The organism is Cupriavidus sp. HPC(L), from assembly GCF_000307735.3.
GTDB lineage: Bacteria > Pseudomonadota > Gammaproteobacteria > Burkholderiales > Burkholderiaceae > Cupriavidus.
The window spans coordinates 1-25,990 of record NZ_AMPR02000346.1 but is presented as its reverse complement, the minus strand read 5'-3'; the positions used below and the strand labels follow the sequence as shown (position 1 = coordinate 25,990).

General features: G+C 67.0%; 25 protein-coding genes. 15 read left to right on the top strand and 10 right to left on the bottom strand.

The annotated features are described in order from the left end of the window. From B551_RS17600 to B551_RS17590, 3 genes are all read right to left on the bottom strand, one after another. A partial coding sequence (locus B551_RS17600; RefSeq protein ID WP_043440706.1) for an AAA family ATPase occupies positions 1 to 1,262 on the bottom strand: 1,262 nt, incomplete at its 3' end. A gap of 163 nt (positions 1,263 to 1,425) precedes the next feature. After that, positions 1,426 to 1,809 (bottom strand): hypothetical protein, encoded by a 384-nt coding sequence (locus B551_RS17595; protein ID WP_006577527.1) that lies wholly within the window; start codon positions 1,807 to 1,809, stop codon positions 1,426 to 1,428. 190 nt (positions 1,810 to 1,999) lie between these two features. After that, on the bottom strand, positions 2,000 to 2,614 hold the full coding sequence (locus B551_RS17590) for a response regulator transcription factor (protein ID WP_023264666.1): 615 nt from the start codon (positions 2,612 to 2,614) through the stop codon (positions 2,000 to 2,002). A gap of 460 nt (positions 2,615 to 3,074) precedes the next feature. Here B551_RS17590 and B551_RS17585 point away from each other — a divergent pair, with 460 nt between their 5' ends. The 10 genes from B551_RS17585 (at position 3,075) to B551_RS17540 (ending at position 13,516) form a co-directional block, all read left to right on the top strand. Beyond that, the gene (locus tag B551_RS17585; RefSeq protein WP_006577525.1) at positions 3,075 to 3,761 is read left to right on the top strand and encodes a hydrolase; all 687 of its coding nucleotides are present in this window, start codon (positions 3,075 to 3,077) and stop codon (positions 3,759 to 3,761) included. Between the two features lie 45 nt (positions 3,762 to 3,806). Further along, positions 3,807 to 4,628 (top strand): alpha/beta fold hydrolase, encoded by an 822-nt coding sequence (locus B551_RS17580; RefSeq protein WP_006577524.1) that lies wholly within the window; start codon positions 3,807 to 3,809, stop codon positions 4,626 to 4,628. 17 nt (positions 4,629 to 4,645) lie between these two features. After that, a complete protein-coding gene (locus tag B551_RS17575) occupies positions 4,646 to 6,592 on the top strand; it encodes an amidohydrolase (protein ID WP_023264665.1) in 1,947 nt (648 codons plus the stop codon). Between the two features lie 67 nt (positions 6,593 to 6,659). After that, positions 6,660 to 7,091, top strand: a complete 432-nt coding sequence (locus B551_RS17570; RefSeq protein ID WP_052511408.1) for a DoxX family protein — start codon at positions 6,660 to 6,662, stop codon at positions 7,089 to 7,091. After that, positions 7,088 to 8,716, top strand: coding sequence for an MFS transporter (locus tag B551_RS17565; RefSeq protein ID WP_006577520.1), 1,629 nt, complete (start codon positions 7,088 to 7,090; stop codon positions 8,714 to 8,716). Before B551_RS17570 ends, B551_RS17565 begins: the two co-directional genes overlap by 4 nt. Before the next feature lie 41 nt (positions 8,717 to 8,757). Further along, positions 8,758 to 9,030: a XapX domain-containing protein gene (locus B551_RS17560; RefSeq protein ID WP_006577519.1), complete on the top strand. Its 273-nt coding sequence runs from the start codon at positions 8,758 to 8,760 to the stop codon at positions 9,028 to 9,030. Continuing rightward, complete coding sequence (locus B551_RS17555; protein ID WP_006577518.1) at positions 9,017 to 10,114, top strand: porin; 1,098 nt, start codon at positions 9,017 to 9,019, stop codon at positions 10,112 to 10,114. The genes B551_RS17560 and B551_RS17555 overlap by 14 nt, the downstream gene beginning before the upstream one ends. 29 nt (positions 10,115 to 10,143) lie before the next feature. After that, positions 10,144 to 10,527 (top strand): response regulator, encoded by a 384-nt coding sequence (locus B551_RS17550; RefSeq protein WP_157072019.1) that lies wholly within the window; start codon positions 10,144 to 10,146, stop codon positions 10,525 to 10,527. A gap of 162 nt (positions 10,528 to 10,689) precedes the next feature. Further along, on the top strand, positions 10,690 to 11,574 hold the full coding sequence (locus tag B551_RS17545) for a metal-dependent hydrolase (RefSeq protein ID WP_043440698.1): 885 nt from the start codon (positions 10,690 to 10,692) through the stop codon (positions 11,572 to 11,574). A gap of 190 nt (positions 11,575 to 11,764) precedes the next feature. Next, complete coding sequence (locus tag B551_RS17540; protein ID WP_006577515.1) at positions 11,765 to 13,516, top strand: tannase/feruloyl esterase family alpha/beta hydrolase; 1,752 nt, start codon at positions 11,765 to 11,767, stop codon at positions 13,514 to 13,516. A 136-nt stretch (positions 13,517 to 13,652) separates the two neighbouring features. Here the strand turns inward: B551_RS17540 and B551_RS25370 are convergent, their stop codons facing one another. Both B551_RS25370 and B551_RS17530 read right to left on the bottom strand, forming a co-directional pair. After that, positions 13,653 to 14,105 (bottom strand): hypothetical protein, encoded by a 453-nt coding sequence (locus tag B551_RS25370; protein ID WP_157072018.1) that lies wholly within the window; start codon positions 14,103 to 14,105, stop codon positions 13,653 to 13,655. Then, positions 14,093 to 14,827, bottom strand: a complete 735-nt coding sequence (locus tag B551_RS17530; protein WP_172682473.1) for an Rpn family recombination-promoting nuclease/putative transposase — start codon at positions 14,825 to 14,827, stop codon at positions 14,093 to 14,095. Before B551_RS17530 ends, B551_RS25370 begins: the two co-directional genes overlap by 13 nt. Before the next feature lie 404 nt (positions 14,828 to 15,231). On the opposite strand from B551_RS17530, the gene B551_RS17525 reads away from it, so the two are divergent. The 4 genes from B551_RS17525 (at position 15,232) to pip (ending at position 18,965) form a co-directional block, all read left to right on the top strand. Beyond that, the gene (locus B551_RS17525) at positions 15,232 to 16,203 is read left to right on the top strand and encodes a tripartite tricarboxylate transporter substrate binding protein (RefSeq protein WP_023264661.1); all 972 of its coding nucleotides are present in this window, start codon (positions 15,232 to 15,234) and stop codon (positions 16,201 to 16,203) included. Positions 16,204 to 16,462: 259 nt separating this feature from the next. After that, positions 16,463 to 17,089: a DUF1326 domain-containing protein gene (locus tag B551_RS17520; RefSeq protein WP_006577513.1), complete on the top strand. Its 627-nt coding sequence runs from the start codon at positions 16,463 to 16,465 to the stop codon at positions 17,087 to 17,089. Next, complete coding sequence (locus tag B551_RS17515) at positions 17,061 to 17,912, top strand: DUF2182 domain-containing protein (protein ID WP_216599706.1); 852 nt, start codon at positions 17,061 to 17,063, stop codon at positions 17,910 to 17,912. The genes B551_RS17520 and B551_RS17515 overlap by 29 nt, the downstream gene beginning before the upstream one ends. Before the next feature lie 66 nt (positions 17,913 to 17,978). Further along, positions 17,979 to 18,965 (top strand): prolyl aminopeptidase, encoded by a 987-nt coding sequence (pip, locus tag B551_RS17510; protein ID WP_006577511.1) that lies wholly within the window; start codon positions 17,979 to 17,981, stop codon positions 18,963 to 18,965. Here the strand turns inward: pip and B551_RS17505 are convergent. From B551_RS17505 to B551_RS17490, 4 genes are all read right to left on the bottom strand, one after another. Beyond that, positions 18,937 to 19,881: a tripartite tricarboxylate transporter substrate binding protein gene (locus tag B551_RS17505; RefSeq protein WP_006577510.1), complete on the bottom strand. Its 945-nt coding sequence runs from the start codon at positions 19,879 to 19,881 to the stop codon at positions 18,937 to 18,939. The genes pip and B551_RS17505 overlap by 29 nt on opposite strands. Before the next feature lie 107 nt (positions 19,882 to 19,988). Continuing rightward, a complete protein-coding gene (locus B551_RS17500) occupies positions 19,989 to 20,957 on the bottom strand; it encodes a tripartite tricarboxylate transporter substrate binding protein (RefSeq protein ID WP_006577509.1) in 969 nt (322 codons plus the stop codon). A 96-nt stretch (positions 20,958 to 21,053) separates the two neighbouring features. Then, positions 21,054 to 21,974, bottom strand: a complete 921-nt coding sequence (locus tag B551_RS17495) for a hydroxymethylglutaryl-CoA lyase (protein ID WP_023264658.1) — start codon at positions 21,972 to 21,974, stop codon at positions 21,054 to 21,056. A gap of 14 nt (positions 21,975 to 21,988) precedes the next feature. Then, complete coding sequence (locus tag B551_RS17490; protein ID WP_023264657.1) at positions 21,989 to 23,188, bottom strand: CaiB/BaiF CoA-transferase family protein; 1,200 nt, start codon at positions 23,186 to 23,188, stop codon at positions 21,989 to 21,991. Positions 23,189 to 23,400: 212 nt separating this feature from the next. Between B551_RS17490 and prpR the strand changes: the two genes are divergently transcribed. Beyond that, positions 23,401 to 25,347: a propionate catabolism operon regulatory protein PrpR gene (prpR, locus tag B551_RS17485; protein ID WP_006577507.1), complete on the top strand. Its 1,947-nt coding sequence runs from the start codon at positions 23,401 to 23,403 to the stop codon at positions 25,345 to 25,347. Between the two features lie 10 nt (positions 25,348 to 25,357). Here prpR and B551_RS17480 read toward each other — a convergent pair. Then, a partial coding sequence (locus B551_RS17480; RefSeq protein ID WP_043440680.1) for a phospholipase domain-containing protein occupies positions 25,358 to 25,990 on the bottom strand: 633 nt, incomplete at its 5' end.

Genomic DNA, 25,990 nt, shown 5'->3' with positions numbered 1-25,990 from the left:
GGCGCCAGCACGGCCTCATCCTCGCCGAGCAAGGCCATCGTCAACGCGCGCAGCGCCTGCACCACCGGCGCATACGGCGTCTCGCGCTGCAATTGATCGCTCTTGCCGCTGGCAAAGTGCAGCGCATCCAGGCCCGCCTCGCGGCCGAGCCAATCGACCAGCGCCGATTTGCCCGAACCCGCGGCGCCTGCGATCAATACCAGCTCGGACTTACCGCTGTCGCGCACGCGCGACCATGCCTCGGTCAGCAGTGCCTTCTCGGTATCGCGGCCGAACAGCTGGCCGGGCAGCATCGGGATCGGCGGCGGAACGGTGGCGTCGGGCTGGAACGGCGCAATACGCCCTGCCGATTCCCATTCGGTCCGCAGCCGCAGCAGATCCGACACCAACGAAGCGGCGCTGGCGTAGCGGTCGGCGGGGTTCTTTGCCAGCAGCTTCAGCACGATGCGGCCCAGCATGCCGGGCACATCGTTGCGGCGAAATTGTGGCGGCACCGGTTCGATGGCGAGATGGGCGTGATGCCATGCGGCCGGCGAATCCCCCTGGAACGGGGTCGCGCCGATCAGCAACTCGTACAGTGCAACGCCCAGCGCGTACAAGTCGGCGCGCACGCCGATGCGGGCGGCGTCGCCGCGGGCCAGCTCGGGGGCAAGATACGGCAGCGCGGCGGGGCCCGGTTGCGGTATCGGTTGCGGTATCGGTTGCGGAGCCGGTTGCGGGGCCGGTTGCGGTACCGTTAGGGACGCCCATTGCCCGCCGAAGTCGACGGGAACGGCATGGCCGAAGCCTGTCAGGCGCAGCGCGCCGCTGTCGTCGATCAACAGATTGTGCGGGCGGATATCGCCATGCAACAGCCCCTGCCCGTGCATGGCCGCCAACGCGCGGGCGGCGGCGATGGCGATCTCGAACACCGCGGCAATGGAAAGTTGGGGACCGATCCGCGCTGCGGCGGTGCGAGAAGACGGCTGCGCCTCCGATAGCAGCACCATCCGGTCGGCGGTCCAGACGGTGGCAATCGGTACGGTGGCCCACGACGGATGCAGGCGCGGGGCCAGCCGCAGTTCGTTCTGCAGCTGCCGATGCGCGCCGGCCGATGCCAGCAAGGCGCTGCGGGACAGCCAGTATGTCCGGGTACGAGGATCGAACAGGCGCTCGCTGACCACGCCGTCCGCCATGCTCAACCGGTGGGCTGTCGTGGCGGCAAGCCATGCGGCATCGAACACGATCGATGAATGTCGCTCGGGACGGTTCGGCGAGGTCATGGCGCGGCGCTCCTGGACTGACCCGCGCCGCCCCCAGCCGGGGCGATCGGGGCTGCCTGCACTGGATCCATCACCGCCCTTCTCCCGTCCGTTGCTTGCGAGTGGGCGGCCATTATAGAGAGCGTGTGCGACGGCCGCGATTTACGCGGCCCGCCGCATCGGTTCAGGCCTGGGCCCGGGCGCCATCGAGGTAGGGATTGACGCTGCGTGCGCCTTCGCTGAAGGCGTCGAAGCCGCGGGCACCGTCGGAATACGCATCGGCCGCACGGCCCGGCGTTGCGGAGACGCCCACGCGGTCCAGGCCAGCCACCTTGCGCGCGCCGTCGACAAACGGGTCGGCCTTGCGCGCGCCCTGGGTGTACGGGTCGAAGCCGCGGGCGCCATCGCTATGCACATCGAAGGTGCGCGCGCCGTCGGTGTAGGTCTGCGGCGTGCGGAACTCGTAGCCGTACTTGTCGGCGGGGACCGTCGCGGCCTGCGCGATGCCGGCACCGGCAAACGACAGCAGCAGAGCGGAAGCAATCTTCAGGGCGGTGTTCTTGGGCATGGCTTTCTCCTTCATTAGTCAGCGAATTTGAATCGGCTCGGACGCTGCCGCGCTTGGGTTTGTTGCGCCGTCGCGTCGTCCATGTGCTGAACTATAGAGAGAGACCGGGGCGGAAGAAGCACCGCGGTTTGGCCTTGTTATTCAAATATTTTGATGTCTCGCCCTCTGTGGAGCCACGCGTTGCGCGGCTTCAGCCGACCGGCAGGCTCTGCCGGATGCCCAGTTGCTGGGCCATCAACACCAGGTCGGCGAAGGTCCGGGCCTTCATCTTGCGCATGGCCTGCCCGCGATGGATCTTGACGGTGACCTCGCTGATGCCGATCTCGGCCGCGATCTGCTTGTTCAGCAGCCCAGTGACGGCCAGCCCCATGACTTCGGCCTCGCGCGGTGTCAGCGTGGCGTAGTAACGGCGGATCGCTTCGATCTGGCGCATGCCTTGCCGTCGCGCGCGGTCCTTGTCCAGCGCTGCCGTGACGGCATCGAGCAGATCCTGATCGCGAAACGGCTTGGACATGAAATCCACCGCGCCCGCCTTCATTGCCGCGACTGTCATGGGGATGTCGCCATGCCCCGTCATGAAGATGATCGGAATGGGAACGCCCATCTGCACCAGGCGCGATTGCAGTTCCAGGCCGCTGGGGCCGCGCAGGCGAACATCCAGCACCAGGCAGCATGGCAGGTCGGGAAGCTCGAACTCGAGTAGCTCGGCTGCCGAGCCAAACAGCGCCACTCGGATGCCGACGGACCGGAACAGGTTGCCCAGTGCATTGCGCAACCCAGCATCGTCGTCGACGATCAGCACCATCGACTCGCCGCCGGCAGCATGCGCCTCGCTGTGGGATGTCACGGTCGGTCCTCCAGTGTGCTCGAACAGATCTCGGGAATTATAGACAGGGCCGTTGACGCGGCCCGTGGACCGGCCGATTTCAGCATAGCGGCGCCGGGCGGGCCACCCATACCTTTGTGTTAGTGCCGCAGACCGGCCCCGGTGCCGCCGCCATCGTCCCCGTGAACGCGCGGACGGCCGCGGTACCCGCACTGCGCTGCCGCCATCGCGCCACTGGCAACTAATACGATCGGTCAATGGCGGCCAACGCCTGGGCCGTCTAGTCTTCTGTCGGCTGCATCGCCGGCGCCCGCCGATCGCGCACCGGTTCGGTGCCGCCTACCCCGCTTAGCGTACCGCGAATGCGGGCACCGCCTTTTTCGTCCCACTCGTCCCGCTCGTCCCACTTCGTCCTAACCTCGTTTCCAAGGAGCTCCCGATGGCCAACCCGAAGCTAGAAGTCCTGACCCCGCAGAACAGCCAGCTGATCATCATCGACCAGCAGCCGCAGATGGCGTTCGGCGTGCAGTCGATCGATCGGCAGACGCTGAAGAACAACGTCGTCGGCCTGGCCAAGGCCGCGAAGATCTTCAACGTGCCCACGACCATCACCACGGTCGAGAGCGAGTCGTTCTCGGGCTACACCTTTCCCGAGATCCTGGACGTGTTCCCCGAGGCGAAGACCCTCGAGCGCACCTCGATGAATTCCTGGGACGACCAGAAGGTGCGCGACGCGCTGAAGGCCAACGGCCGCAAGAAGGTCGTGGTGTCCGGCCTGTGGACCGAGGTCTGCAATACCACGTTCGCGCTGTGCGCGATGCTCGAAGGCGACTACGAGATCTACATGGTGGCCGATGCGTCGGGCGGCACCAGCAAGGACGCGCACGACTACGCGATGCAGCGCATGGTGCAGGCCGGCGTGGTGCCGGTGACCTGGCAGCAGGTACTGCTCGAATGGCAGCGCGACTGGGCGCACCGCGACACCTATGACGCGGTGATGAAGCTGGTCAAGGAACACTCCGGCGCCTACGGCATGGGCGTGGACTACGCCTACACGATGGTGCACAAGGCCGAGCAGCGCACGGCCACCCCGCACCAGTCGATCGCCCCGGTCGCGGCGCGCTGAACGCCCCCCACCCCACCGCTTCCACCTGACTCAAGGAACGAACCGATGAACACGATCACCACCAAGGACGGCACCCGCATCTTCTACAAGGACTGGGGCACGGGCCGTCCGGTCGTCTTCTCGCATGGCTGGCCGTTGAACGCCGATGCCTGGGATGCCCAGATGCTGTTCCTGGTGCAGCAGGGCTTTCGCGTGATCGCGCACGACCGGCGCGGCCACGGCCGCTCGGATCAGCCGGCACACGGCAACGACATGGACACCTATGCGGACGACCTGGCCGCGCTGCTCGACACGCTCGACATCCAGGGCGCCACGCTGGTCGGCCATTCCACCGGCGGCGGCGAAGTGGCGCACTACATCGGCCGCCATGGCACCAAACGCGTCGCCAAGGCGGTGCTGATCGGCGCGGTGCCGCCGACCATGGCCAGGAGCGCTGCCTATCCGAACGGCCTGCCGCTGGAGGTGTTCGACGGCATCCGCAAGGGCGTGGCCGACAATCGGTCGCAGTTCTACCAGGACCTGGCGATGCCGTTCTTCGGCTTCAACCGGCCCAATGCCAAGGTTTCGCAGGGCACGATCGACGCGTTCTGGGCTCAGGGCATGGCCGGCGGCATTGTCGGTCAGTACGCCTGCATCAAGGAGTTCTCGGAGGTCGACTACACCGAGGACCTGAAGAAGATGACGGTGCCGACGCTGATCCTGCATGGCGACGACGACCAGATCGTGCCGATCGACAACGCGGCGCGGCTGTCCGTCGAGATCGCGCCGAACGCCACGCTGAAGGTCTACCCGGGCGCGTCGCATGGCATGTGCGTGATCAATGCCGACGAGGTCAATGCCGACCTGCTGGCCTTCCTGAACGCCTGATCCGGACGCACGAGCCCATGTCAGTCACCCGCCGGCAATTCATCGCCTCGGCCGCCGCGCTCGGCGCGGCCGCCTCTTCGGAACTCTTCGCCATGTCACCGAACCCGACACCCGACCTGATTCTCGTCAACGGCAAGTTCGCCACGCTCGATCGCGCCAATCCGCAAGCCGATGCCGTTGCCATCGCGGACGGCCGCTTCATTGCCGTCGGCGAGCGCCAGGACGTGATGAAGCTCGCGGCATCGGGCACCCGCGTGATCGACCTGAATGGCCGGCGGGCCATCCCCGGGCTGATCGACAGCCATATGCACATCATTCGCGGCGGCCTGAACTACAACATGGAACTGCGCTGGGATGGTGTACGCTCGCTGGCCGACGCGATGCGCATGCTCAAGGCGCAGGTCGACCGCACGCCGGCGCCGCAATGGGTGCGCGTGGTCGGCGGCTTCACCGAGCACCAGTTCGCCGAGAAGCGCCTGCCGACCATCGAGGAGCTGAACGCCGTGGCACCGGACACGCCGGTGTTCATCCTGCATCTGTACGACCGCGCGATGCTGAACGGCGCCGCGCTGCGCGCCGTCGGCTACAACAAGGACACACCCAATCCCCCGGGCGGCGAAATCGTGCGCGACGGCAGCGGCAACCCGACCGGCCTGCTGCTGGCCAAGCCCAACGCCACCATCCTGTATGCGACGCTCGCCAAGGGCCCGAAGCTGCCGCCCGAGTACCAGAAGAATTCGACGCGGCATTTCATGCGCGAGGTCAATCGGCTCGGCGTCACCGGCGTGATCGATGCCGGCGGCGGCTATCAGAATTACCCGGATGACTACCAGATCATCGAGGAGCTGCACCGCGAGGGCCATCTGACCGTGCGGCTGGCCTACAACCTGTTCACGCAGAAGCCCAAGGAAGAGCTGCGCGACTTCCAGAACTGGACCTCGTCGGTGCGGCCGGGCCAGGGCGACGATCTGTATCGCCACAACGGCGCCGGCGAGATGCTGGTCTACACCGCGGCCGACTTCGAGGACTTCCGCGTAGAACGCCCGGACATGCCGCCGTCGATGGAGGCCGATCTGGAGCCGGTGATCCGCCTGCTGGCCGAGAAACGCTGGCCGTGGCGCCTGCACGCGACCTACGACGAGACCATCACGCGCGCACTCGACGTCTACGAGAAGGTCGCGCGCGACGTGTCGTTCCAGGGCCTGAACTGGTTCTTCGACCACGCCGAGACCATCTCGGACCGCAATATCGACCGCATCGCCGCGCTCGGCGGCGGCATCGCCGTGCAGCACCGCATGGCCTACCAGGGCGAGTACTTCGTCGAGCGCTACGGCGCCAAGGCGGCCGAGGCCACGCCGCCGGTCAAGAAGATGCTCGAGCGCGGCGTCAAGGTCGGCGCCGGCACCGATGCCACGCGTGTGGCCTCGTACAACCCGTGGGTGTCGCTGTACTGGCTGACCACCGGCAAGACCGTCGGCGGCATGGCGATGTATCCGCAAGCCAATCTGCTGGACCGCGAAACCGCATTGCGACTGTGGACCGAGGCCAATACCTGGTTCTCGTCCGAAGTCGGCAAGAAAGGGCAGATCCAGGTGGGCCAGCTTGCCGACGTGGCGGTGCTGTCGGCCGACTACTTCTCGGTGCCCGGCGACGACATCCAGGACATCACGTCGGTGATGACCGTGCTCGGCGGCAAGGTGGTCTACGGCGATGCCGAATTCGGCAGGCATGCGCCGGAGCTGCCGCCGCCGATGCCGGACTGGTCCCCTGCGCGCCACGGCAGCCGCTACCAGCCGCGTCCGCAGGCGCAGGCTCGCACGCTGGCGCTGAACACCGCCTGCGGCTGCGCGTCGTCATGCGGCGTGCATGGCCACGCGCACGCGAAGGCGTGGACGTCCAACGTGCCGACCAGCGATGAAAGCGGGTTCTGGGGCGCGCTGGGGTGCTCGTGCTGGGCGTTCTGATGGGTAGTCCCACCTGCAAGCCCAAGTGCAAGCCGGCCCGCAAGCCGCCAACCGGAGGACCAACATGATGCTGTCGAGCTCCCGGCCTTCCCCGGCCGATGACGATGCGGGCACGCTGCCGCGCTGGATGCGCTGGATCGCGCTGTTGCTGCTGTGCGCGGCGTATCTGCAGGGCGGGCTGGTCAAGCTGTTCGACTTCCCCGGCGCCGTCGCCGAGATGCAGCATTTCGGCCTGAGCCCGGCGGTGCCGATGGCCGTCGCCACCATCGCGTTCGAACTCGTGGCCGCCGCGATGATCCTGACCGGTATCGGACGCTGGTTAGGCGCGCTGGCCCTGGCGGCCTTCACGCTGGCCGCGACGTTCCTGGCCAACCGCTTCTGGAGCGCCCCGCCCGAGGCGCAGTTCATGATGGCCAACGCCTTCTTCGAGCATCTGGGCCTGGTCGGGGGCTTCCTGCTGGTGGCCTGGCACGACTGGCGTACGCGGAGGCCGGCATGAGCACCAGCGTGCCACCCGACACGACAGCGGCCGCACCGGCCCCGGCCGGCACCTTCGCGCCGCTGGCCAAGCCCACCTTCGCGGTGCTGTGGGTCGCGACCATCCTCGGCAATATCGGCAGCTTCATGCGCGACGTCGCCAGCGCCTGGCTGGCCACCGATCTGTCGAGTTCGCCCGCTGCCGTCGCGACGATCCAGGCCGCCGCCACGCTGCCGGTATTCCTGCTGGCAATACCCGCCGGCGTGCTGTCCGACATCCTCGATCGCCGCCGCTTCCTGATCGTGATCCAGATCGGCCTGGCGCTGGTCAGCGGCACGCTGATGCTGCTGGCCTGGCGGCAGGCGCTGACCATCGAGATCCTGATTGCGCTCGCCTTCGTCGGCGGCATCGGCGCGGCGATGATGGGCCCGACCTGGCAGTCGATCGTCCCCGAGCTGGTGCCGCCCAGCACGCTGCGGCAGGCCGTCGCGCTCAATGCACTGGGCGTCAATATCGCGCGCGCCATCGGTCCTGCGACCGGCGGCCTGCTCCTGGCCGCGTTCGGCGCGGCGGTCACCTACGGCGCCGACCTGCTCAGCTATCTGTTCGTGATCGCGGCGCTGATCTGGTGGCGCCGGCCGGCCCAGCCCAGCGATCCGCTGCGCGAGCATTTCTTCAGCGCCTTCCGGGCCGGACTGCGCTTTACGCGGGCGCACAGCAAACTGCATATCGTGCTGCTGCGGGCCGCAGTGCATTTTGCGTTCGGCAGCAGCGTCTGGGCCCTGCTTCCTTTGGTTGCGCGCCAGCTGCTCAACGGCGGCGCGGGCCTTTACGGCATCCTGCTGGGCGCCGTGGGTGCCGGGGCGATCCTGGGCGCGCTGACGATGCCGGCGCTGCAGAAGCGGCTCGACGGCGATGGCCTGGTGCTGCTGTCCGCGGTGGTCACCGCGGCTGTCATGGCCGCGCTGTCGATCGCACCGCCGGTGTGGGTCGCGCTGCCGCTGCTGTTGCTGCTCGGCGCGGCATGGATTACCGCGCTGACGACGCTGGGCGGCGCGGCCCAGGCCATCCTGCCGAACTGGGTACGCGGCCGCGCGCTGGCCGTCTACCAGATGGTCTTCAACGGCGCGCTGGCCGGCGGCAGCCTGATCTGGGGCTTCGTCGCGCAGGGTTTGGGAACGCCCAATGCGCTGTGGATTGCCGGCGCGGGCCTGATCGTCGCGACGCTGCTGCTGCGCCGCGTGCGCCTGCCGCGCGGCGAGGAAGACCTGGGTCCGGCACGCCACTGGCCCGAGCCGGAGAAGGCCGACGAGATCGCGCACGACCGCGGCCCGGTGATGATCCTGATCGAGTATCGCGTCTCGCCCGAGAACCGCGAGGCGTTCCTGCGGGCCATTCACCAACTGTCGGAAGAACGGCTGCGCGACGGCGCCTTCAACTGGGGCGTAATGGAGGACCCCGAGGATCCGGACCTGCTGACCGAATGGTTCCTGGTCGAATCGTGGGCCGAGCACCTGCGCCAGCACCGGCGCGTGCCGCATGCCGACGCAGACCTGCAGCGCGACATCGCCCGCTTCCACACCGGTACCGAGGCGCCCCGCGTGCGTCATCTGCTCGGTGTCGGCCTGCCGCCAACGCGCACCTGAACCCGGTTCTTTTCCGATTTCCTCTCGATTACGAGACCGCCATGAAGATCTACCTCGTTTCCCTTGGCGCCGGCATTCTGGTCGGCATCATCTATGCGCTGATGCAGGTTCGCTCCCCGGCGCCGCCGGCGGTCGCATTGATCGGCCTGCTCGGCATGCTGATCGGCGAGCAGCTGATTCCGCCGGTCAAGCGGATGCTGGCGGGCGAGCCGGTCACCGTCGCGTGGTTCCATTCCGAGTGCGTGCCGAAGATTACCGGCACGCCGGGGCCAACGCTTGCCGCCAACCGCAAGGACGGCGATGCGGCGCACTGACGCGCTGTTGTGCGCCGGCGCGCTGTCGATGGCGTGCGTTCCCGCGCTGGCGGACAGTACCGTCACCGTCTACGGACGGCTCAATACGGCAATCGAATACACGCGAGCCAACACCGCCAGCGATGGCACCGCGCTCGCCAGCGGCATGCGCCAGAGCAACTACCGCTCGGTGTTCGGCCTGCGCGGCGAGGAAGCGCTGGGCGGCTCGCTGAAGGCGCTGTGGCAGATCGAGAGCAACCTGTCGCTCGACACCGGCGAGGGCCAGATCGCCGGCCGCAATTCGCGGATCGGGCTGCAGGGAGACTACGGCCTGCTGTTCCTCGGCCACTGGCATACGCCATATACCGAGTCGACGATGGGCTACGACCCTTACTACCCGACCACCGCCGGCTATATGGCGCTGATCGGCAATGGGTCGGCCTCCAGCTCCGACAACGTCGAGAACACCAGTTCGTTCGATCGCCGCCAGAAAAACATCGTGCAATACCGGTCGCCGCGCTTCGGCGGTGCCAGCCTGTGGCTCGGCTGGGGCCTGCCCGAGGAAAGGGCGACGGCCGCACGCAATCCTTCGCTCTACTCCGCAGTGTTGGTCTATCAGCGCGGGGCGTTCGATGCGAGCATCGCCTACGAGGTCCACCGGCACTACCAGGCAGCCGGCCGCAACGACGACGCATTGAAGCTCGGCGTGGCGTGGCAGGTGCTGTCCGGCACGCGGATCGCCGGCGTCTACGAGCGGCTGCACTACCGGACCGCCAGCGGCGATCTGCAGCGCAACGCCTGGTATGCGTCGCTGGTGCAGCGGCTGGGCGCCGGCAGCCTGCGGCTGGGCTTCGGATTTGCCGCCAATGGCACCGGCGCATCGACCGACACCATCGGAGTCGTCCGCAGCGGTCCGCAGACCGGCGCCACGCAATGGACAATCGGCTACGACCATCCCCTGTCGAAGCGCACGGCGCTGTATGCGTACTACAGCCGCATCGACAACAAGCGGAACGCCACCTACGACTTCGCGATCAACGAGCTCGGCATCGCGGCGGGAGCGGATCCGCAGGTCTTTGCGCTCGGCATGCGGCACACCTTCTAGGCGAACGCCCGATTCCTAAAGGATCCCTTGTGACCTCGCCCCCCGTGATCGCCATCGTCGACGACGACATCTCCGTCAGGGATGCCATGGGGAGGCTGGTGCGGTCCTTCGGCCTGGCGGTCGAACTCTACGGAGGTGCCGCGGACTTGCTTCAATCGTCCACGCTGAACCAGATCGCCTGTGTGATCACCGACGTCCAGATGCCGCGGATGAACGGCTTCGCGCTGTGCAAGGCGCTGCGCGAGCGCGGCTGCCATGTGCCGATCATCTTCATGACGGCGTTCTCCGAACAAGGCCACGAGCAACGCGCCTACGCGGCCGGCGCCGCCTGCTTTGTCAACAAGCCGTTCGAGGATACGGAGATCATCCGGTGTATCGAGCGGGCGCTGAGCGGAGGCAAGCCCAACTGCTAGCCCTCGAGCATGGCGTCAAGCCATTCGGCATGACGCAACGCACAGATGGCACGGCAATCCCACCGAGTTCCAGGTTGACACTGCAAGTGCGCAAACCAATACTGGACGCTGGCAATTGCCCGCTCGGTGCTTGCCGCTTCGCCTACCACGCCGGAGGAAGCCATGCCTCAAGCCCGCCCGCTGCTGCTCGCCGTCCTGCTGACGCTGCTCGCTGGATGCGCCGCCCGAGCACCGACTGCGCCCACCGCTTCTACACCGGGGCCCGCACCAGCCGCCGTGGGCCAGACTGCCGCAGGCAAGACCGAGGTCCTATGGCTCGGCCAGGCCGCCACGCGCATCACGACGCCGGGAGGCAAGGTGATCGTGATCGACCCCTGGCTCACGGCGAATCCGAAGACCCCGGCCCCCTTCAAGCAACTGCAGGCGCTGGGCAAGGTCGACCTGATCCTCGTCACGCACGCGCACGGCGACCACCTCGGTGACGCGCCGGCATTGGCCAAGATGCATAACGCCCCAATCTACAACGGCGGGGGAATGGGGCAGACGCTGGTCAGCCTCGGCATGGTGCCGGCCAACCTGTCGCAGCGCTTCGGCAAGAGCGGCACGGTGACGCCCTTCGGCCCGAACGGTCCGAAGATCACCGCCGTCCATGCCGAACACTCGTCCGAGCTGATCTGGAAGAACCCGAATTCGGGAAAGGACGAGGTCCACTATGGCGGCGAGCCGGTGGGCTACATCATCGAGCTGGAGAACGGCTTTCGGATCTGGCATATGGGCGATACCGGCCTGTTCGCCGATATGCGGCTGATCGGCGAGCTGTACAAGCCCGACCTGGTGCTGATCCCGATTGGCGGGCATTTCACCATGGGACCGCGCGAGGCGGCCATTGCGGTCCGCGAGATGATCCGACCCAAATACGCGATCCCGATCCACTACCTGACCAACCCGATGCTGCGCGGAACGCCGGCGGAGTTCTCCGCGGCGCTGGGCGCCACGGAGGCGATCCGCGTCATCGTGCCGGAGCCGGGCCAGAAGGTCGACTTCTGAGGGCCGGCGCTCTCCGCCTGCATTGTCCCCGCGATCCGATGGCAACCGCGTTGCCGGCCATCAGCCATCTCCGTGATTGACGCATCGCGCTGCGCCTCCTATGGTCGATTGGCCGCCCCCTTGCGCGGCCTGACAGCCTTGCCAAGTGCCGGTCCAGGGCCAAGGCGGAATATCGACATGGAGACAAAGCATGCAAGATACCAACACGGAAAATCCGCCGGACCAGGGCCGCAACACCCGCCACGCTGCCTCTGGCGCGCTGCTGGCCGGCATCGTCCTGACCCTCTCCGCCTGCGGCGGCGACGATCACGAACACAAGCCACCACCCAGTGTCGCCAAGCCCAAGTCCTGCGCCGAAATGGCGAACGTCGAAGTACCGGCCACGGCAATCGGGCTGCCCACTTCTGGCGCGGTGGTGACCGAGGCGACCGTAGTACCGGCGGCTGGCAGCGGCGCGCAGGCTACCGGCGAGTATTGCCGAGTGTTGGGCCATATCCGGCCGGTCGACCCCAATGCGCCGAACATTCGCTTCCAGTTGAATCTTCCGGCCAACTGGAACAACAAGATCATGATGTTCGGTGGCGGCGGCTACAACGGCACGATTCCGTCGGCGCAAGGCAATGTGCCGGCCGGCCCCGCCGACCAGCCCACACCGCTGGGGCGCGGCTATGCCACCTTCGCCAGCGACTCCGGCCATCAGGCCGGCGCGCTGGGCAGCCGGGATGGCTCGTTCGGCGTCAATGACGAGGCCTTGCGCAATTTCGCCAGCGATGCGTTGAAGAAGACCCGCGACACAGCGCTGCACTTGATCAAGGCTCGCTACGCGACCGAAGGACCGCGCAGGGCCTACTTTGCGGGAGGCTCCACCGGTGGCCGCGAGGCGCTCGCCGTGGTCCAGCGCTGGCCCGACGATTGGAACGGTGCCATCGTGCTCTATCCCGCGTGGAACGCTGCAACATTGGATTTGGCGTTTGGGCGCATCACGCGGGCGCTCGCGCAGCCAGGGGCCTATCCCAATGCCGCCAAACGTCGCGCACTCTTTGACGCCTCACTGCAGGCCTGCGATACGCTCGACGGCGTGCAGGATGGCCTCATCAGCAATGTCGCGGCGTGCAACGCCACCTTCGATCCGGCGACGGCGACGCTGAACGGCGCCCCGCTGCGCTGCACGGGCGGCGGCGATACCGGCGACAACTGCCTGTCCGATCCGCAGATCGCGGCGCTGAAGGTCTACAACGCGCCGATCCAGTTCGCGTATCCGCTGGGCAGCGGCGAGACGCAGTACCCGGGCTTCAACGTATGGGGAGCGGACCTTGGCATGTCGGGGCCGTCGCCCGTGCAAGCGACGGTGATCGCGCTCGCGCTCAATCTCGACCCGCCCGCGACGCCAATGCCCGCCACGGCGCCATATTTCGCGGTGTTCTGGGACCAGTGGGTCCGCTTCTTCGTCACGCGCGATCCGAACTTCAACTCGCTGTCGCTGGACCCGGAAAACCCGGGCCCCTGGCAGTCTCGCGTCAGCGAGCTGACCGCGCTGCAGGACATCAACAAGACGGACCTGAGCGCATTCGCCGCCAAGGGCGGCAAGATCCTGATGGCCCACGGCAATGCCGACGTGCTGGTCAGCTCGCGCGCGACGGCCCAATACTACGAGCGCGTGCGCACCACCATGGGCGCGGACCGGGTCGGGCAGTTCATGCGCTACTATGAAATCCCGGGCTATGGCCACGCCGCCAGCACCGTGTTCAACGCGGCCTGGGATTCGCTGACCGCGCTGGAAAACTGGGTGGAGAAAGGCGCCGAACCGCCCGCGCAGGTGGTCGCCGACACGATCGGTGTGCCGGGACGCACGCGCCCGCTTTGCCCGTATCCGAGCTGGCCGCGTTACAAGGGGGGCGGTGACATCAACGTGGCCGACAGCTTCAGCTGCGTCACGCAATAGCAAATAGCGTGAGCGTCCGTTACGAATGGCCTCGTGCTCCGGAGGCCCGGCCTCGGGTAACACCGAGGCTGGGCCGGTCCACGCCGCATGCGGCTCGTCATGCTTTACAAGTCCGACCTGCCCCCGATTGCATGCGTCAGGGGCGGAATACGTCGTCGAGGGACTTCGCGTCCAGGGCTCTGTCGTGCCAGGCCTCTATCTGTTCCGTTGAAGCGGCGTCCAACCTGGCGAGGACATGTGTAGACAATGGGCCGAAATGGTGCCTCAGCAGCTTTGCCAAAGCTTTGGCGTGACCCATGTGAACCCCCTTCTCGATCCCTTTCTCGATCCCTTTCTCGATCCCCTGCTCGACCTCCTTCTGCGCATACTCCCGCGCCCAGCGGTAAAACTTTGCCGTCATGTCCATTTCCAACTCCATCAGGTTATGTACTTCAGTTAAACGCAACGCATTCGGTGTCAGAGCAGCGAACCACGCCGTCATTGCCTCGTCGAGCGCGGTGTTGTGTGCCGTCAACTCCCTGGCCAGCCGCAATGGTTCGAGCATCGCTTCCATGTTCTCGGCCCGTTCGAATCGCATCAGCACTGCCACCAGATTTCGCATCCCCGCCAGTTCTGCATCCGTGTAGCGGTACGGTCGATCAGGTAATAGTTCAGGCGCGGCTGGTGACTCGCCATGGACTGCGGCAGTGGGCAAATCATCGTCGCAATCTCCGTATCCGCATGCCATGGTCGGTTGCCGTTATAGAGCACGATCGGCAGCACCGCCGGATACCGTGGACCGCGCCGGCCGCCACCTGGACGACTGCGTCGACGGCTCGCATCGCGGTAGAACATGCCGACGTACGCCAGCATGCGTGCCGCCATGTCGGAATCGATTCGACTTTGAAACTCAATCAGAAAGTAGAGCGGCTGCTGCTGCCCGGCGACGTCGATACGCCAAACCACATCGTTGATGCCGTAACGAAGGCGGTCCGACACATAGTGTCCGGGCACCGGCTCAAGGGAATTCCAGTCCAGCGCGTGCAGCCAGGACTCGTCGATGAAACCGTGTATCAGGTCGCGTACGACTTCGCGAAAGGAGAACACCAGCTTGTATGAGGCATCGTGATCGCGGCCTTTCGCGGGTGCGTAACCGTCTGCCGTATCCCCGGGTTCGGCTATGCGGTGGCATATGGGATCGGGAAATCGGCGCAGGGTCGAATAGCCGCCGATCGCATGCCCGCCCGAATGAGTCATCAAACAGCGCGCGGGAGGGCGAACGGGATAGCGGACGGAATGGGCGGCAACGGGTGGGTCGAGATAGGGGGTCATAGGCAAGGACATCCAGGTTAAGGAGGGGGCCAACGTCCCGATAAGTTGCCAGCCAATCGGCTACGGTGCTTGCCTGAAATGCCGCGGATTTAACAGGTGGGGACCTCTATAGGGTGCGCGCAGGAACGCCTGCCCGCGGCGGCCCCCGCGCGATACCGGTTCCCTGTCCATACCGCCAGCAGCCCCCTGGATCGGCGTCCCGCGCGGCCCTTCCTGCGCCCCCGATCCCCGTTAGTGGTAACCTCCGCTATTTTTAAAACGCATATCTGGTCTCTGAAAATATGACTTCGCCCGCTCCACTCCCGCCCTCTAGACTTGCTCCAGCCCAGCGGGACCGGCGCCATCCGGCCGCGACAAGCCAGCAAAACGACTGGTTCGGGACATTCCAGAACAGGAGACAAACGATGAAGAAGGCGTTGCTCGCCCTTCTGGCGGTCTGCGGCATGGCCGCCGTCGCCCCCGTCCAGGCCGACCCCGCCTGGCCTTCGAAGCCGATTCGACTGGTGATTCCGTTCCCTCCGGGCGGCGGCACCGACATCCTCTCCCGCCTCGTCGCCAATCAGCTGACCCAGAGCGCCAAGTGGACCGTGGTACCGGACAACCGTCCGGGCGCCGGCGGCACCATCGGCATTGCCGAAGCCGTACGGGCGACGCCCAATGGCTACGAACTGGTGATGGGCCAGAAGGACAATCTGATCGTGGCGCCGTGGCTCTACAAGACGGTCAAGTACGACCCGACGAAGGATCTGGTGGCGGTGACCCACGTCGCCTATACCCCGATCATGATCGTCGCGCCGGCCAATTCGCCGTTCAAGAACATTGCCGACGTGGTTGCCGCCGCCAAGCGCGCGCCTGGTTCGATCAAATACGGTTCGCCCGGCAATGGCACCACCATTCACCTTGCCGCCGAAATCTTCAGCCAGGCCGCGGGCATCAAGCTGCTGCACGTGCCGTACAAGGGTTCGAACGCGGCGATGATGGATGCGATCGCCGGCAACGTCGACCTGATGGTGGCCTCGGTGCCGTCGGCCATGGCGCAGATCAAGGCCGGCAAGCTGCGTGCGCTGGCCGTGACGTCGGCCACGCGCAGCACGTCGCTGCCCGATGTGCCGACCCTGGCAGAGAGAGGCTACAAGCAGGTCGACGTCAGCACGTGGTATGGCCTGTTCGCGCCGGCCAAGACGCCGCGCGAGGTCGTCGACAAGCTGGCCGCCGAAGTCAACAAGCAGCTCGCCACGCCGGCCATGATCCAGGCGATCCACGAACAAGGCGCCGAGCCGAAGGTGATGACCCAGAAGCAGTTCGCCGACCTGGTCCAGTCGGACTACAGGAAGTGGAAGACCATCGTGCAGGAATCCGGCGCGACGGTCGAATAAGCGCAGCTCCGCTCGCCGGGCGTATCTCCAGACGCCTGCAAGACCCGATGCCGCCGCCTTGCGCGGCGGCATCGGCGCTTCTGCTCTCCCCACGCTCGCCCGTCTCGGCGAAAAACACTGACTTTTCCAGCCTCGCCGGCATCCTCTGCGCGCTCACCTATATTCGAGTGATCCGGTTCTCGCGAAACCGGAACGCCGCGTATCGCCTGATCCACCGCGATACCGCGGTGCGGTGCAGCAGCAAGACGAGGAGGCAACCATGGCAACGCCCAGCTGGAACATCCAGGGTCAGTACTACGAGACCTGCAACTGCGACTTCATCTGCCCCTGCCTGCCGGGACAGCTGGCGGTACCCCCCACCAAGGGCCACTGCATCTTCGCGATGGGGTTCCAGATCGAGCAGGGCCGCTATGGTGAGGTCCCGCTCGATGGACTCGGTTTTATCGTGCTTGGCTCGACGCCGGAGGAGATGGGCAAAGGAAACTGGTCCGTCGGCTTGATCGTCGATGAACGCGCCGATGCGTCACAGCGTGATGCGATCACGGCGATTGCCAGCGGCGCCGCGGGCGGGCCGATGGCGGCGCTCTCCCCGCTGGTCGGCACGTTCGAAGGCGTGGAGTCCGCGCAGATCCGCTTCGATCGCAACAGCAGAAGCTGGACGGTCACCGCACCGAACCTCGTCGACATGGCGGCCGAAGGCGTGATGGGCATCAATCCCAATGCCAGCGAGCCGATCCACCTCGATAACACCGGCCATCCGGCCGCGGACCGCGTCGCGCTGGCACGCCCCGCCCGCAGCCATGTCCACGCGCTCGGCATGGTCTGGGACGACGACAGCGGCCGCAACAATGGCCAATATGCGCCATTCTCCTGGCAGGGAGCCTGAGCCCGCCGGCGCGGTGCCGCTGCTCGACGCCGGTCGTTACAGCGAACTGCGGCAGCGGGACCGCCTGCTCGTCTGGGGTTGCATGCTGGTCATCGCCGCGCTGGCGTGGGGCTATCTGATCCATCTGCATCGCTCGATGGCGCCGGCCGCCGACCACGCAGCAATGATGGCCGGCATGGGCATGGCGATGCCGTGGACCGCAGCGGATGGGCTCTACACCTTCGCGATGTGGGTCGTCATGATGATCGGCATGATGGCGCCGGCCGCCGCGCCGGTGATGCTGATCTACGCCGGGCTGCAACGCCGGCGGCAGGGCAAACGGCTGACGGCAACCGTCGTCTGCTTCGGACTTGGCTATCTGGCCGTCTGGGTCGGCTTCAGCGCGGCCATCACGCTGGTGCAATGGGGGCTTCACGAGACCATGCTGCTGTCCCCGGCGATGGCGATATCGAGCCGCGTCGCCGGGGGCGCGATCCTCAGCCTCGCGGGCCTCTACCAGCTGACGCCATGGAAGCGGGCCTGCCTGACGCACTGCCGCAGCCCGCTCGGTTTCCTGATGACGAACTGGCGCGACGGCAAGCGCGGCGCGCTGACGATGGGTATCCGTCATGGCGCGTTTTGCCTCGGTTGCTGCTGGGCGCTGATGGCGATGCTGTTCGTCACCGGCGTGATGGCGCTGCTCTGGGTTGCCGCGCTGGCGCTGCTCGTGCTGCTGGAAAAGGCAGGGCCGGCCGGCCTGCAGGTGGCGCGGCTTTCCGGCGTCGTGCTGATCGCGGCGGGCGCGCTGCTGATCTGGCTTGCCGTGGCGCCGTCCACCGCCTGACTGCCCCGCCCTGCCGCGGCTGCGCGGCGCCGGTACACTGCGGTATTCCAACCGGAGACCGCACTCATGCCCGCGCTGCGCACGCTCTACCCCGAAATCGAACCCTACGAGACCGGCACGCTCGATGTCGGCGATGGCCACATCATCTACTACGAGCGGGCCGGCACGCCCGGCGCCAAGCCGGCGGTGTTCCTGCACGGCGGGCCAGGCGGCGGCATCTCGCCCGACCATCGGCGCCTGTTCGATCCCTCACGCTATGACGTATTGCTGTTCGACCAGCGCGGCTGCGGCCGCTCGACTCCGCATGCCGGGCTGGAGGCCAATACCACCTGGCATCTGGTCGACGATATCGAACGGCTGCGCACGCTGACCGGTGTCGAGTCCTGGCTCGTGTTCGGCGGCTCGTGGGGCTCGACGCTGGCGCTGGCCTACGCGCAGAAGCATCCCGAACGCGTCAGCGAACTGGTGCTGCGCGGCGTCTACACGGTGTCGCAGGCCGAGCTCGACTGGTATTACCAATACGGCGTATCCGAGATGTTCCCCGACAAGTGGGCACGCTTCCAGGCGCCGATCCCCGAGGCCGAGCGCGGCAACATGATGGCGGCCTACCGCAAGCTGCTGACCGGCGACGACAAGGCCAGGCAGATCGAAGCCGCGCGCGCGTGGAGCGTGTGGGAGGCCGAAACCATTACGCTGCTGCCCGATCCGGCGATCGCCGCCAAGCACGACGACGGCCATTTCGCGCTGGCGTTTGCGCGGCTGGAAAACCACTACTTCACGCACCGCTGCTGGCTGGAAGAAGGCCAGCTGCTGCGCGACGCGCACAGGCTGGCCAGCATCCCCGGCGTCATCGTGCACGGCCGCTACGACATGCCGTGCCCGGCGCGCTACGCCTACGCGCTGCACCAGGCCTGGCCGCAAGCGGATTTCCACCTGGTCGAGGGCGCCGGCCATGCGTGGACCGAGCCGGGCATCCTTGATCGGCTGATTGCGGCCACCGATCGTTTTGCCGACGCCGACGACCTCACTGCACGCGAATCTTCGCGGTCTTGACGATCTCGCTGTATTTCTTCAGATCGTTCTGGATCTCGCTGGCGAACGCCTCCGAGGTATTGCCGGACGGCACGATCCCGAGCGTCGCCAAACGCTCCCGGGTGTCCGGCATGTTGACCACCGCATTGAGCTCGCGCGCCAGCTTGTCGACGATCTCCTTCGGCGTATTGGCCGGCGCCAGCAGGCCCACCCAGGAGTCGCTGACAAAGCCGGGCACGCCCGACTCCGCCAGCGTCGGCACGTCGGGCAGCGACGGCACGCGCTTCGCGGCGGAGACCGCGATCGCATTGGCCTTGCCGTTCTTCACGTATTGCTGAGCGCCCGCCACCGCGGTAAACAGCACCGGCAGCGTGCCGCCGACCAGATCGCCCATGGCCTGTCCGCCGCCCTTGTAGGGCACATGGACCATGTTCAGCCCGGTGCGCGCCTTCAGCAGTTCGCCGGCCAGATGCGGCGTGCTGCCAGTGCCGGCGCTGCCGTAGGACAGGCCCGCCGAGGTGGTTCGCGAGTACGCGACCAGTTCGCTCAGATTCTTCGCCGGCACCGACGGATGGGTGATCAGGATCAACGCGGCGTCACCAATCTTGCTGATCGGCACGAAGTCCTTCATCGTGTCGAACGGGACCTTGGCGAACACATGCGGATTGATCACCATCGTGCCGTCGAAACCGAGCAACAGCGTATAGCCGTCCGGCGCGGCCTGCGCGGCCATCGCGGTGCCGATGTTGCCCGAGGCGCCCGGACGGTTGTCGACCACGACCTGCTGGCCGAGCCGCTGGCCCAGCTTGTCGGCGATCACACGTGCGCTGGTATCCGAGACCCCGCCGGGGGCGAACGGCACGATCAAGCGGATCGGCCGCGCCGGATAGTCCTGCGCGAAGGCATTGAAACCCGGCACCAAGGCGAGCGCCGCCATGGCTGTCCCCAGCGCCTGAATCAGTCTTCGGCGTTGCATCTTGTCTCCTCCTGCTCGTTATCGCGCGGACCCTTGCGCCCGCGCCCTACTACTCCGCTCGCGCCGCGCTACTCCGGCCGAATGCCGCCGCGGCGCGCGACCTCGGCCCACTTCTGCGTTTCGCTGCCGATAAACGCGCGGAACGCGTCCGGCGGCGTCAGCACGATCGCCGCGCCCTGGTCCCGCATCTGTTTGGCCACCGCAGGATCGGCGGTGACCTCGCGCAGGTCGCGGTGGATCTGTTCAACCGTGGCCGCGGGCATGCCGGCCGGCCCGAACAGGCCATACCAGTTCAGCGACTGCACGCCGTCCAGGCCGGCCTCCTTGAACGTCATCGCATCGGGGAAGATCGGCATGCGCTCGTCCGCCGCCACGCCGATCACGCGCAGATTGCCGCCGTTGACGTGCGGCAAGGCGGTCAGCACGCTGGTAAAGCCCGATGCCAGATGGCCGCCGATGATGTCGACCATGATCTGCGCGCCGCCCTTGTACGACACCGGGATCGTCTGCAACTTGCCGACCTGGCGCAGCAGCTCGCCCGTCAGCCGCGTCTGCCCCTCCGAATAGCCCACGCCCAGCGGCTGCCTGCGCGCGGCCTCCACCAGATCGTTCAGCGTCTTGTACGGGCTCGACTTCGCGACCACCAGCACCATCGGCGAGACGGCCAGGCGCGTGATCGGCGTGAAACCCTTGGCGGTGTCATAGGGCAGGCTCTTCATCAGCACCGGATTGATCGCGTGGGAGCCGACCACCATCAGCAAGGTGTGGCCATCCGGTGCCGACTTGGCGACGTGACCGGTGCCGATCACCCCGTTGGCGCCGGGGCGGTTCTCGACCACCACCGACTGCCCCCAGCGCTCCGACAGCTTTTGCGCAACCAGCCGGCTGACGATATCGGTGCCGCCGCCCGGCGCATAGGGCACGATCAGCGTGACCGGTTTGTCGGGCCATTTGGCGGCGGCGTGGCTCCACGGCATGGCAGCGGCCAGGCAGGCAAGGCTCATCACGGCCGCGCGCATCCAGCGATGGTTCAGCATCGGTTGTCTCCTGTTGTGTTTGTTGTTTGTGTTGTTGCGTATTGCGTTCGTTGTGCTTGGGTCGTTGTGCTTGTATGCCCATCCCGGACAACGCAATCACGTCGCCGATACAGCGCGGTACCGACGCCGCAGCCACGCGCTGGATCGCCCACCCAGCGGACGCCTCAGCAAGGCTTCCGCATAGTCGACCGCATCGAGCAAGCCTTCGAGCGCGATGCCGGTGGCAAAGCCGCTCTGCTCGGCCATCAGCACCAAGTCCTCGGTGGCCAGATTCCCGGCGGCGCCGGGCGCAAACGGGCAGCCGCCGATGCCGCCGGCGCTGGCGTCAAAGCGCCGCACGCCCGCTTCCAATGCGGCCCACGCATTGGCGGCGCCGAGGCCGCGCGTATCGTGCAGATGAACCGCGAGCCGGTCGAGTTCGATGACTTCGGACAGCGCCGCAAAGCGCGCCTTGATCTGCGCGGGCGCGGCGGCACCGATGGTGTCCGCGATGACGATCTCTTCCGCGCCGGCCTCGCGCATCCGCTGCGCCAGCCGAACGACGGTGGACAGCGGCACGTCTCCCTCGAACGGGCAGGTAAACGCAACCGCGACATAGGCCCGCGTGCGCAGGCCCAACTGGCAGGCGTGGGCCAGCGTCTCTTCGCTGACGGCCGTGGCCTGGTCCAGGTCCATATTGATGTTGCGCAGGTTCATGGTCTCTGTCGCCGACAGCACCACCGCGATCTCCGGCGCGCCCGCGGCATGGGCGCGTTCCAATCCCTTCCGGTTCGGCACCAGCGTCGACAGGCGCAGATCGGGCAGCTCGGCGCGCAGGCGGGCCACCACGTCGGCGGCGTCGGCCATCTGCGGTACCGCGCGGGGCGAGACGAAGCTGGTCGCCTCCACGCTGCGCACACCGGCCGCGGCAAGGCGGCGGACCAGCTCCAGCTTCCCCTCGGTCGAAATCGCGGCGGCCTGGTTCTGCAGTCCATCGCGGGGCGCGACATCCGTGATGACGATCGTTTCCCGTTGCATCGTGCTCACCTACGTCACGCAACCGCACCGGCCGCGCGCAGGAGGCCCAGCCGTTCGACGTCATAGCCGAGCAGATCGCGCAGCACGGCCTCGGTGTGTTCGCCAACCGCAGGCGGACAGCGGTACGTCGGCGCGGCGGCGCGCGACAGCTTGACCGGATTGCCCGGCATGCGCACCGTCTCGCCGGTCTTCAGCTCGACCCCGACCACCATGTCGCGCCCGAGCACCTGCGGTTCGCGCAACGCGTGCGCGAAGTCGTTGACCGGGCCGCAGGGAATGCGTGCCTGGCGCAGCCGGTCGAGCCACCAGGCCGACGATTCGGTGCGCAGCACCTCGCCAATGATCGCGTCGATGCGGTCCTTGTCGGCATAACGGCCCGGCTGACGCAGATATTCCGGGCGGCGCAGCTCGGGATGATCGATCACGCTGAGGAAGCGCTCGAAGAACGCGTCACCGATGCAGGCGATGATGATGTGGCCGTCGCGAGTGGGATAGGTGTTGTACGGCACGTGCACGAAATGGCTGTTGCCGATCCGCTCCGGCACGATGCCCGACATCAGATGCATCGTCGCCATGTAGTTCAGCAGCGAGATCTGCGCGTCGAGCATCGAGATGTCGACGTGCTGCCCGACGCCGCTGCGCTCCCGCTCGGCCAGCGCCGCCAGCACGCCGATCGCGCCGAACACGCCGCCGCCGAGGTCGCCGATCGGAATGCCACTGCGTACCGGCGGCCCGTCGGCCATGCCAGTGATCGACATGCCGCCGCCCATCGCCTGCACGACCTGATCGAAGGCCGGCTGCTGCCGATCCGGGCCGGTCTGGCCGAAGCCCGTCACCGAGCAGGTCACGATGCGGGGGTTGACCTGCGACAGCGCCGCATGATCGATGCCCAGCCGCTCGGTGACGCCAGCACTGAAGTTGTCGAACACCACGTCGGCATGACGGACCAGATCGAGAAACACCGCGCGGCCGGCGTCGGCCTTCAGGTCGATGCAGACGCTTTCCTTGTTGCGGTTCAACGTCAGGAAATAGGCCCCCATGCCGTCGCGCGCATAGTCCTCGCTGTCAGCCAGCAGCCGCCGCGTCCCCTCTCCCGCGCCGGGCGGCTCCACCTTGATGGTCCGCGCGCCGAGATCGGCCAGCAGCATCGTGCCGTACGGGCCCGACAGCATATGGGTCAAATCCAGCACGGTGATATGGCTGAGCGCCTGCATTCTTTCCTCCGTCAGTAGCGTGAGGCCTGTTCCGCAAGCGCTATGCCATCGTTGCAGCGGACGCTAACGTATTGATTCTTCGAAGAAATCCATTTTGCTACTCGCGTTTCGGCGTTTCATGAAACACTGATGAAACGTCGATGAAACACGGCGACCTCGCGTAACGACGACCCCGATCCGTCCGAGGCGCGAAGATTGCCGGCGAGGAGACCATGCGTAACACCCCGAACGACCGCGGCATCAGGCCGCGGCTTTGCTTCATCAGCTACAAGCACCTGAGCCGGTTCGCGATGACGGTGCTGGACGAATACGCGGACCGGGCCGACATCGAGGTGGTCAACGCGTCGTTCGAGGCGGCCCTCGATGCCGCACGCGAGCGCATTCGCGATGGCTCGACCGACGCGCTGATCAGCGCCGGCGCCAACGCCACCATCCTGCGCAATGCGGTGGTGGCGCCGGTAGCCACCATCAAGCTGTCCGGCTTCGACATCCTGCTGGCGCTGCTCAATGCGCGGCGCATCTCGTCCAAGGTCGGCGTGGTGATGTACGGCACCTGCATCCCCGAGCTCGATGCGGTGCGTGATCTGCTGAAGATCGAGGTCGCCCAATACGCCTACCGCACGCCGGACGAAGCCAGGCAGTGCTTCGAACTGCTGGCCCGCGACGGCTACGAAGTGGTGGTCGGCTCCAGCATCGTGGTCGAGTTGGCCGAGCAGTACGGTCTGCAAGGACGGCTCGCCTACTCGCTCGGCGCGGTGCGCCAGGGTATCGAGGACGCGATCGAGCTGGCACGTGTCGCGCGGCTCGAGGCCGGCCGCTACGAGCAGCTGAACGGCGTGCTGCACAACCTGCAGGAGGCGGTGCTGGCCGTCAATCGCGACAATCGGGTGATCGCCGTCAATCCGCCGATGGAGACCTTGCTCGGGCGCGTGCGCGCCCGCCTGCTGGGCCAGCATCTGGACGACATCGAGCCGGCGCTGTCGCTGCAGGCCACGCTGGACAGCGGCCTGCAGGAGCGCGGCAGCGTGCTTCGCTACGCCCAGCGCGACTGGATTGCGAACCGCACGCCGATTCGCGAGCACGGCGATACGGTGGGCGCCGCGCTGACGCTGTACGACGCCCGCAATATCCAGGATGCCGACGCCAGCCTGCGCAGCCAGCAGCGACGCCATCAGCCCACGGCGCGCCATCGCTTCGACAATCTGATCGGGACCAGCCCGGCCTTCCTGCGCGCCTGTCAGACAGCCAAACGCTTCGCCAGGACCGACCTGACGGTGCTGATCTCCGGGGAGAGCGGCGTCGGCAAGGAGCTGTTCGCCCAGGCCATCCATAACGACAGCAAGCGCGCGGGAAAGCCCTTCGTCGCGGTCAACTGCGCGGCGTTTCCCGAGTCGCTGCTCGAGAGCGAGCTGTTCGGCTATGAGGAAGGCGCGTTCACCGGGTCGCGCCGCGGCGGCAAGCGCGGCCTGTTCGAAGCCGCTCACACCGGCACGCTGTTCCTCGACGAGATCGGCGACATGCCGGTTCCGCTGCAGACGCGGCTGCTGCGCGTGCTGCAGGAGCGAGAGATCGTGCGCCTGGGCGGCGGCGTGCCCATTCCGGTGGACGTGCGCATCATTGCGGCAACCCACCAGCCATTGCCGCAGCGGATCGCCGCGAAGCAATTCCGGCAGGACCTCTACTACCGCATCAACACGCTGCAATTGAGCCTGCCGCCGCTGCGCGAGCGGCAGCAGGATATCGAAGCGCTGGCCGCCGTGCTGCTGCGGCGCAGCCTGGACCGGCTCGACAGCGGCCTCGGCGCGGCGGCCCTGCTTGCGCCGTTGCGCGAGCGGCTGCTGGCCTATCGCTGGCCGGGCAATGTGCGCGAGCTGGAGAACCTGTGCGAACGGATGGCGGTGTTCTTCTCGCAGTGGCCGCGCGTCGACGCGATCGCGTTCGACGAGCTGCGCCATGACTGCCCCGAGCTCTTTGGCCTGGATGCCGGCGGCTCCAGCCCCAACGCCGCGTCTCGCGAACGGGTGCTGGAGGTGCTGGCCGCATGCGGCGGCAACCGGCAGCAGGCGGCTCAACAGCTGGGCATCAGCCGGGCGACGTTGTGGCGATGGATCCGGGAAGCGAGAGACCCACCCTCGCCGCCCGGCACCTCGGACCGCTGATCCGCGGCAATCAGACCTCGCCCATCGCCGGGTCGCTGACCGTGTGCCGCCCGGTCTCGACGCGGCCGGCAAAGCGACGATAGAACGCCGGATCGCTGCTGCACGTCACCGCGAAGTCGTACCACTGGCCACTGTCGGCCAACGACCAGTGACGTGACGCCGTGCCGCCCGCGGCGACGTCGACCTGCCAGGGGCCGTCGCTGCGATAGGCCAGCGGCGCGATCGCGAACTGGCATGCGGCGGCGCCCGGATTGAGCAGGTCGACGTAGACGTCGCCATTGGCGATGTCGTAGCAGACGCGGATCTCGGGCGCGGCCTGCGTCCCGCCGAGCCGGTTCAGATCGCCCTTGAAGTGCCGGTGATAACCGTTTGGACCCAGCACCCACAGATCGTAGCGGCCGAAGTTGTCCGACGCGGCGTTCCAGGTATCGGACAGCGTCTTGCCGGGCTCTACCATATAGCGGCGCGGAATGCGGTCGAGCTTGTGGCCGTCGTAGACGTGGAACACGGCGGCCTGCGTGCCGGTGTTCGAGAACAGCAGTTCGACCTGGCCGGACGCCTGGCACCGCGCGCTGGTATGCAGCTCGTAGGGAAGCGCGCGCGAAGGACGCGTGCCCGGTGCCTGCAGCGGCAGCGCCATGTC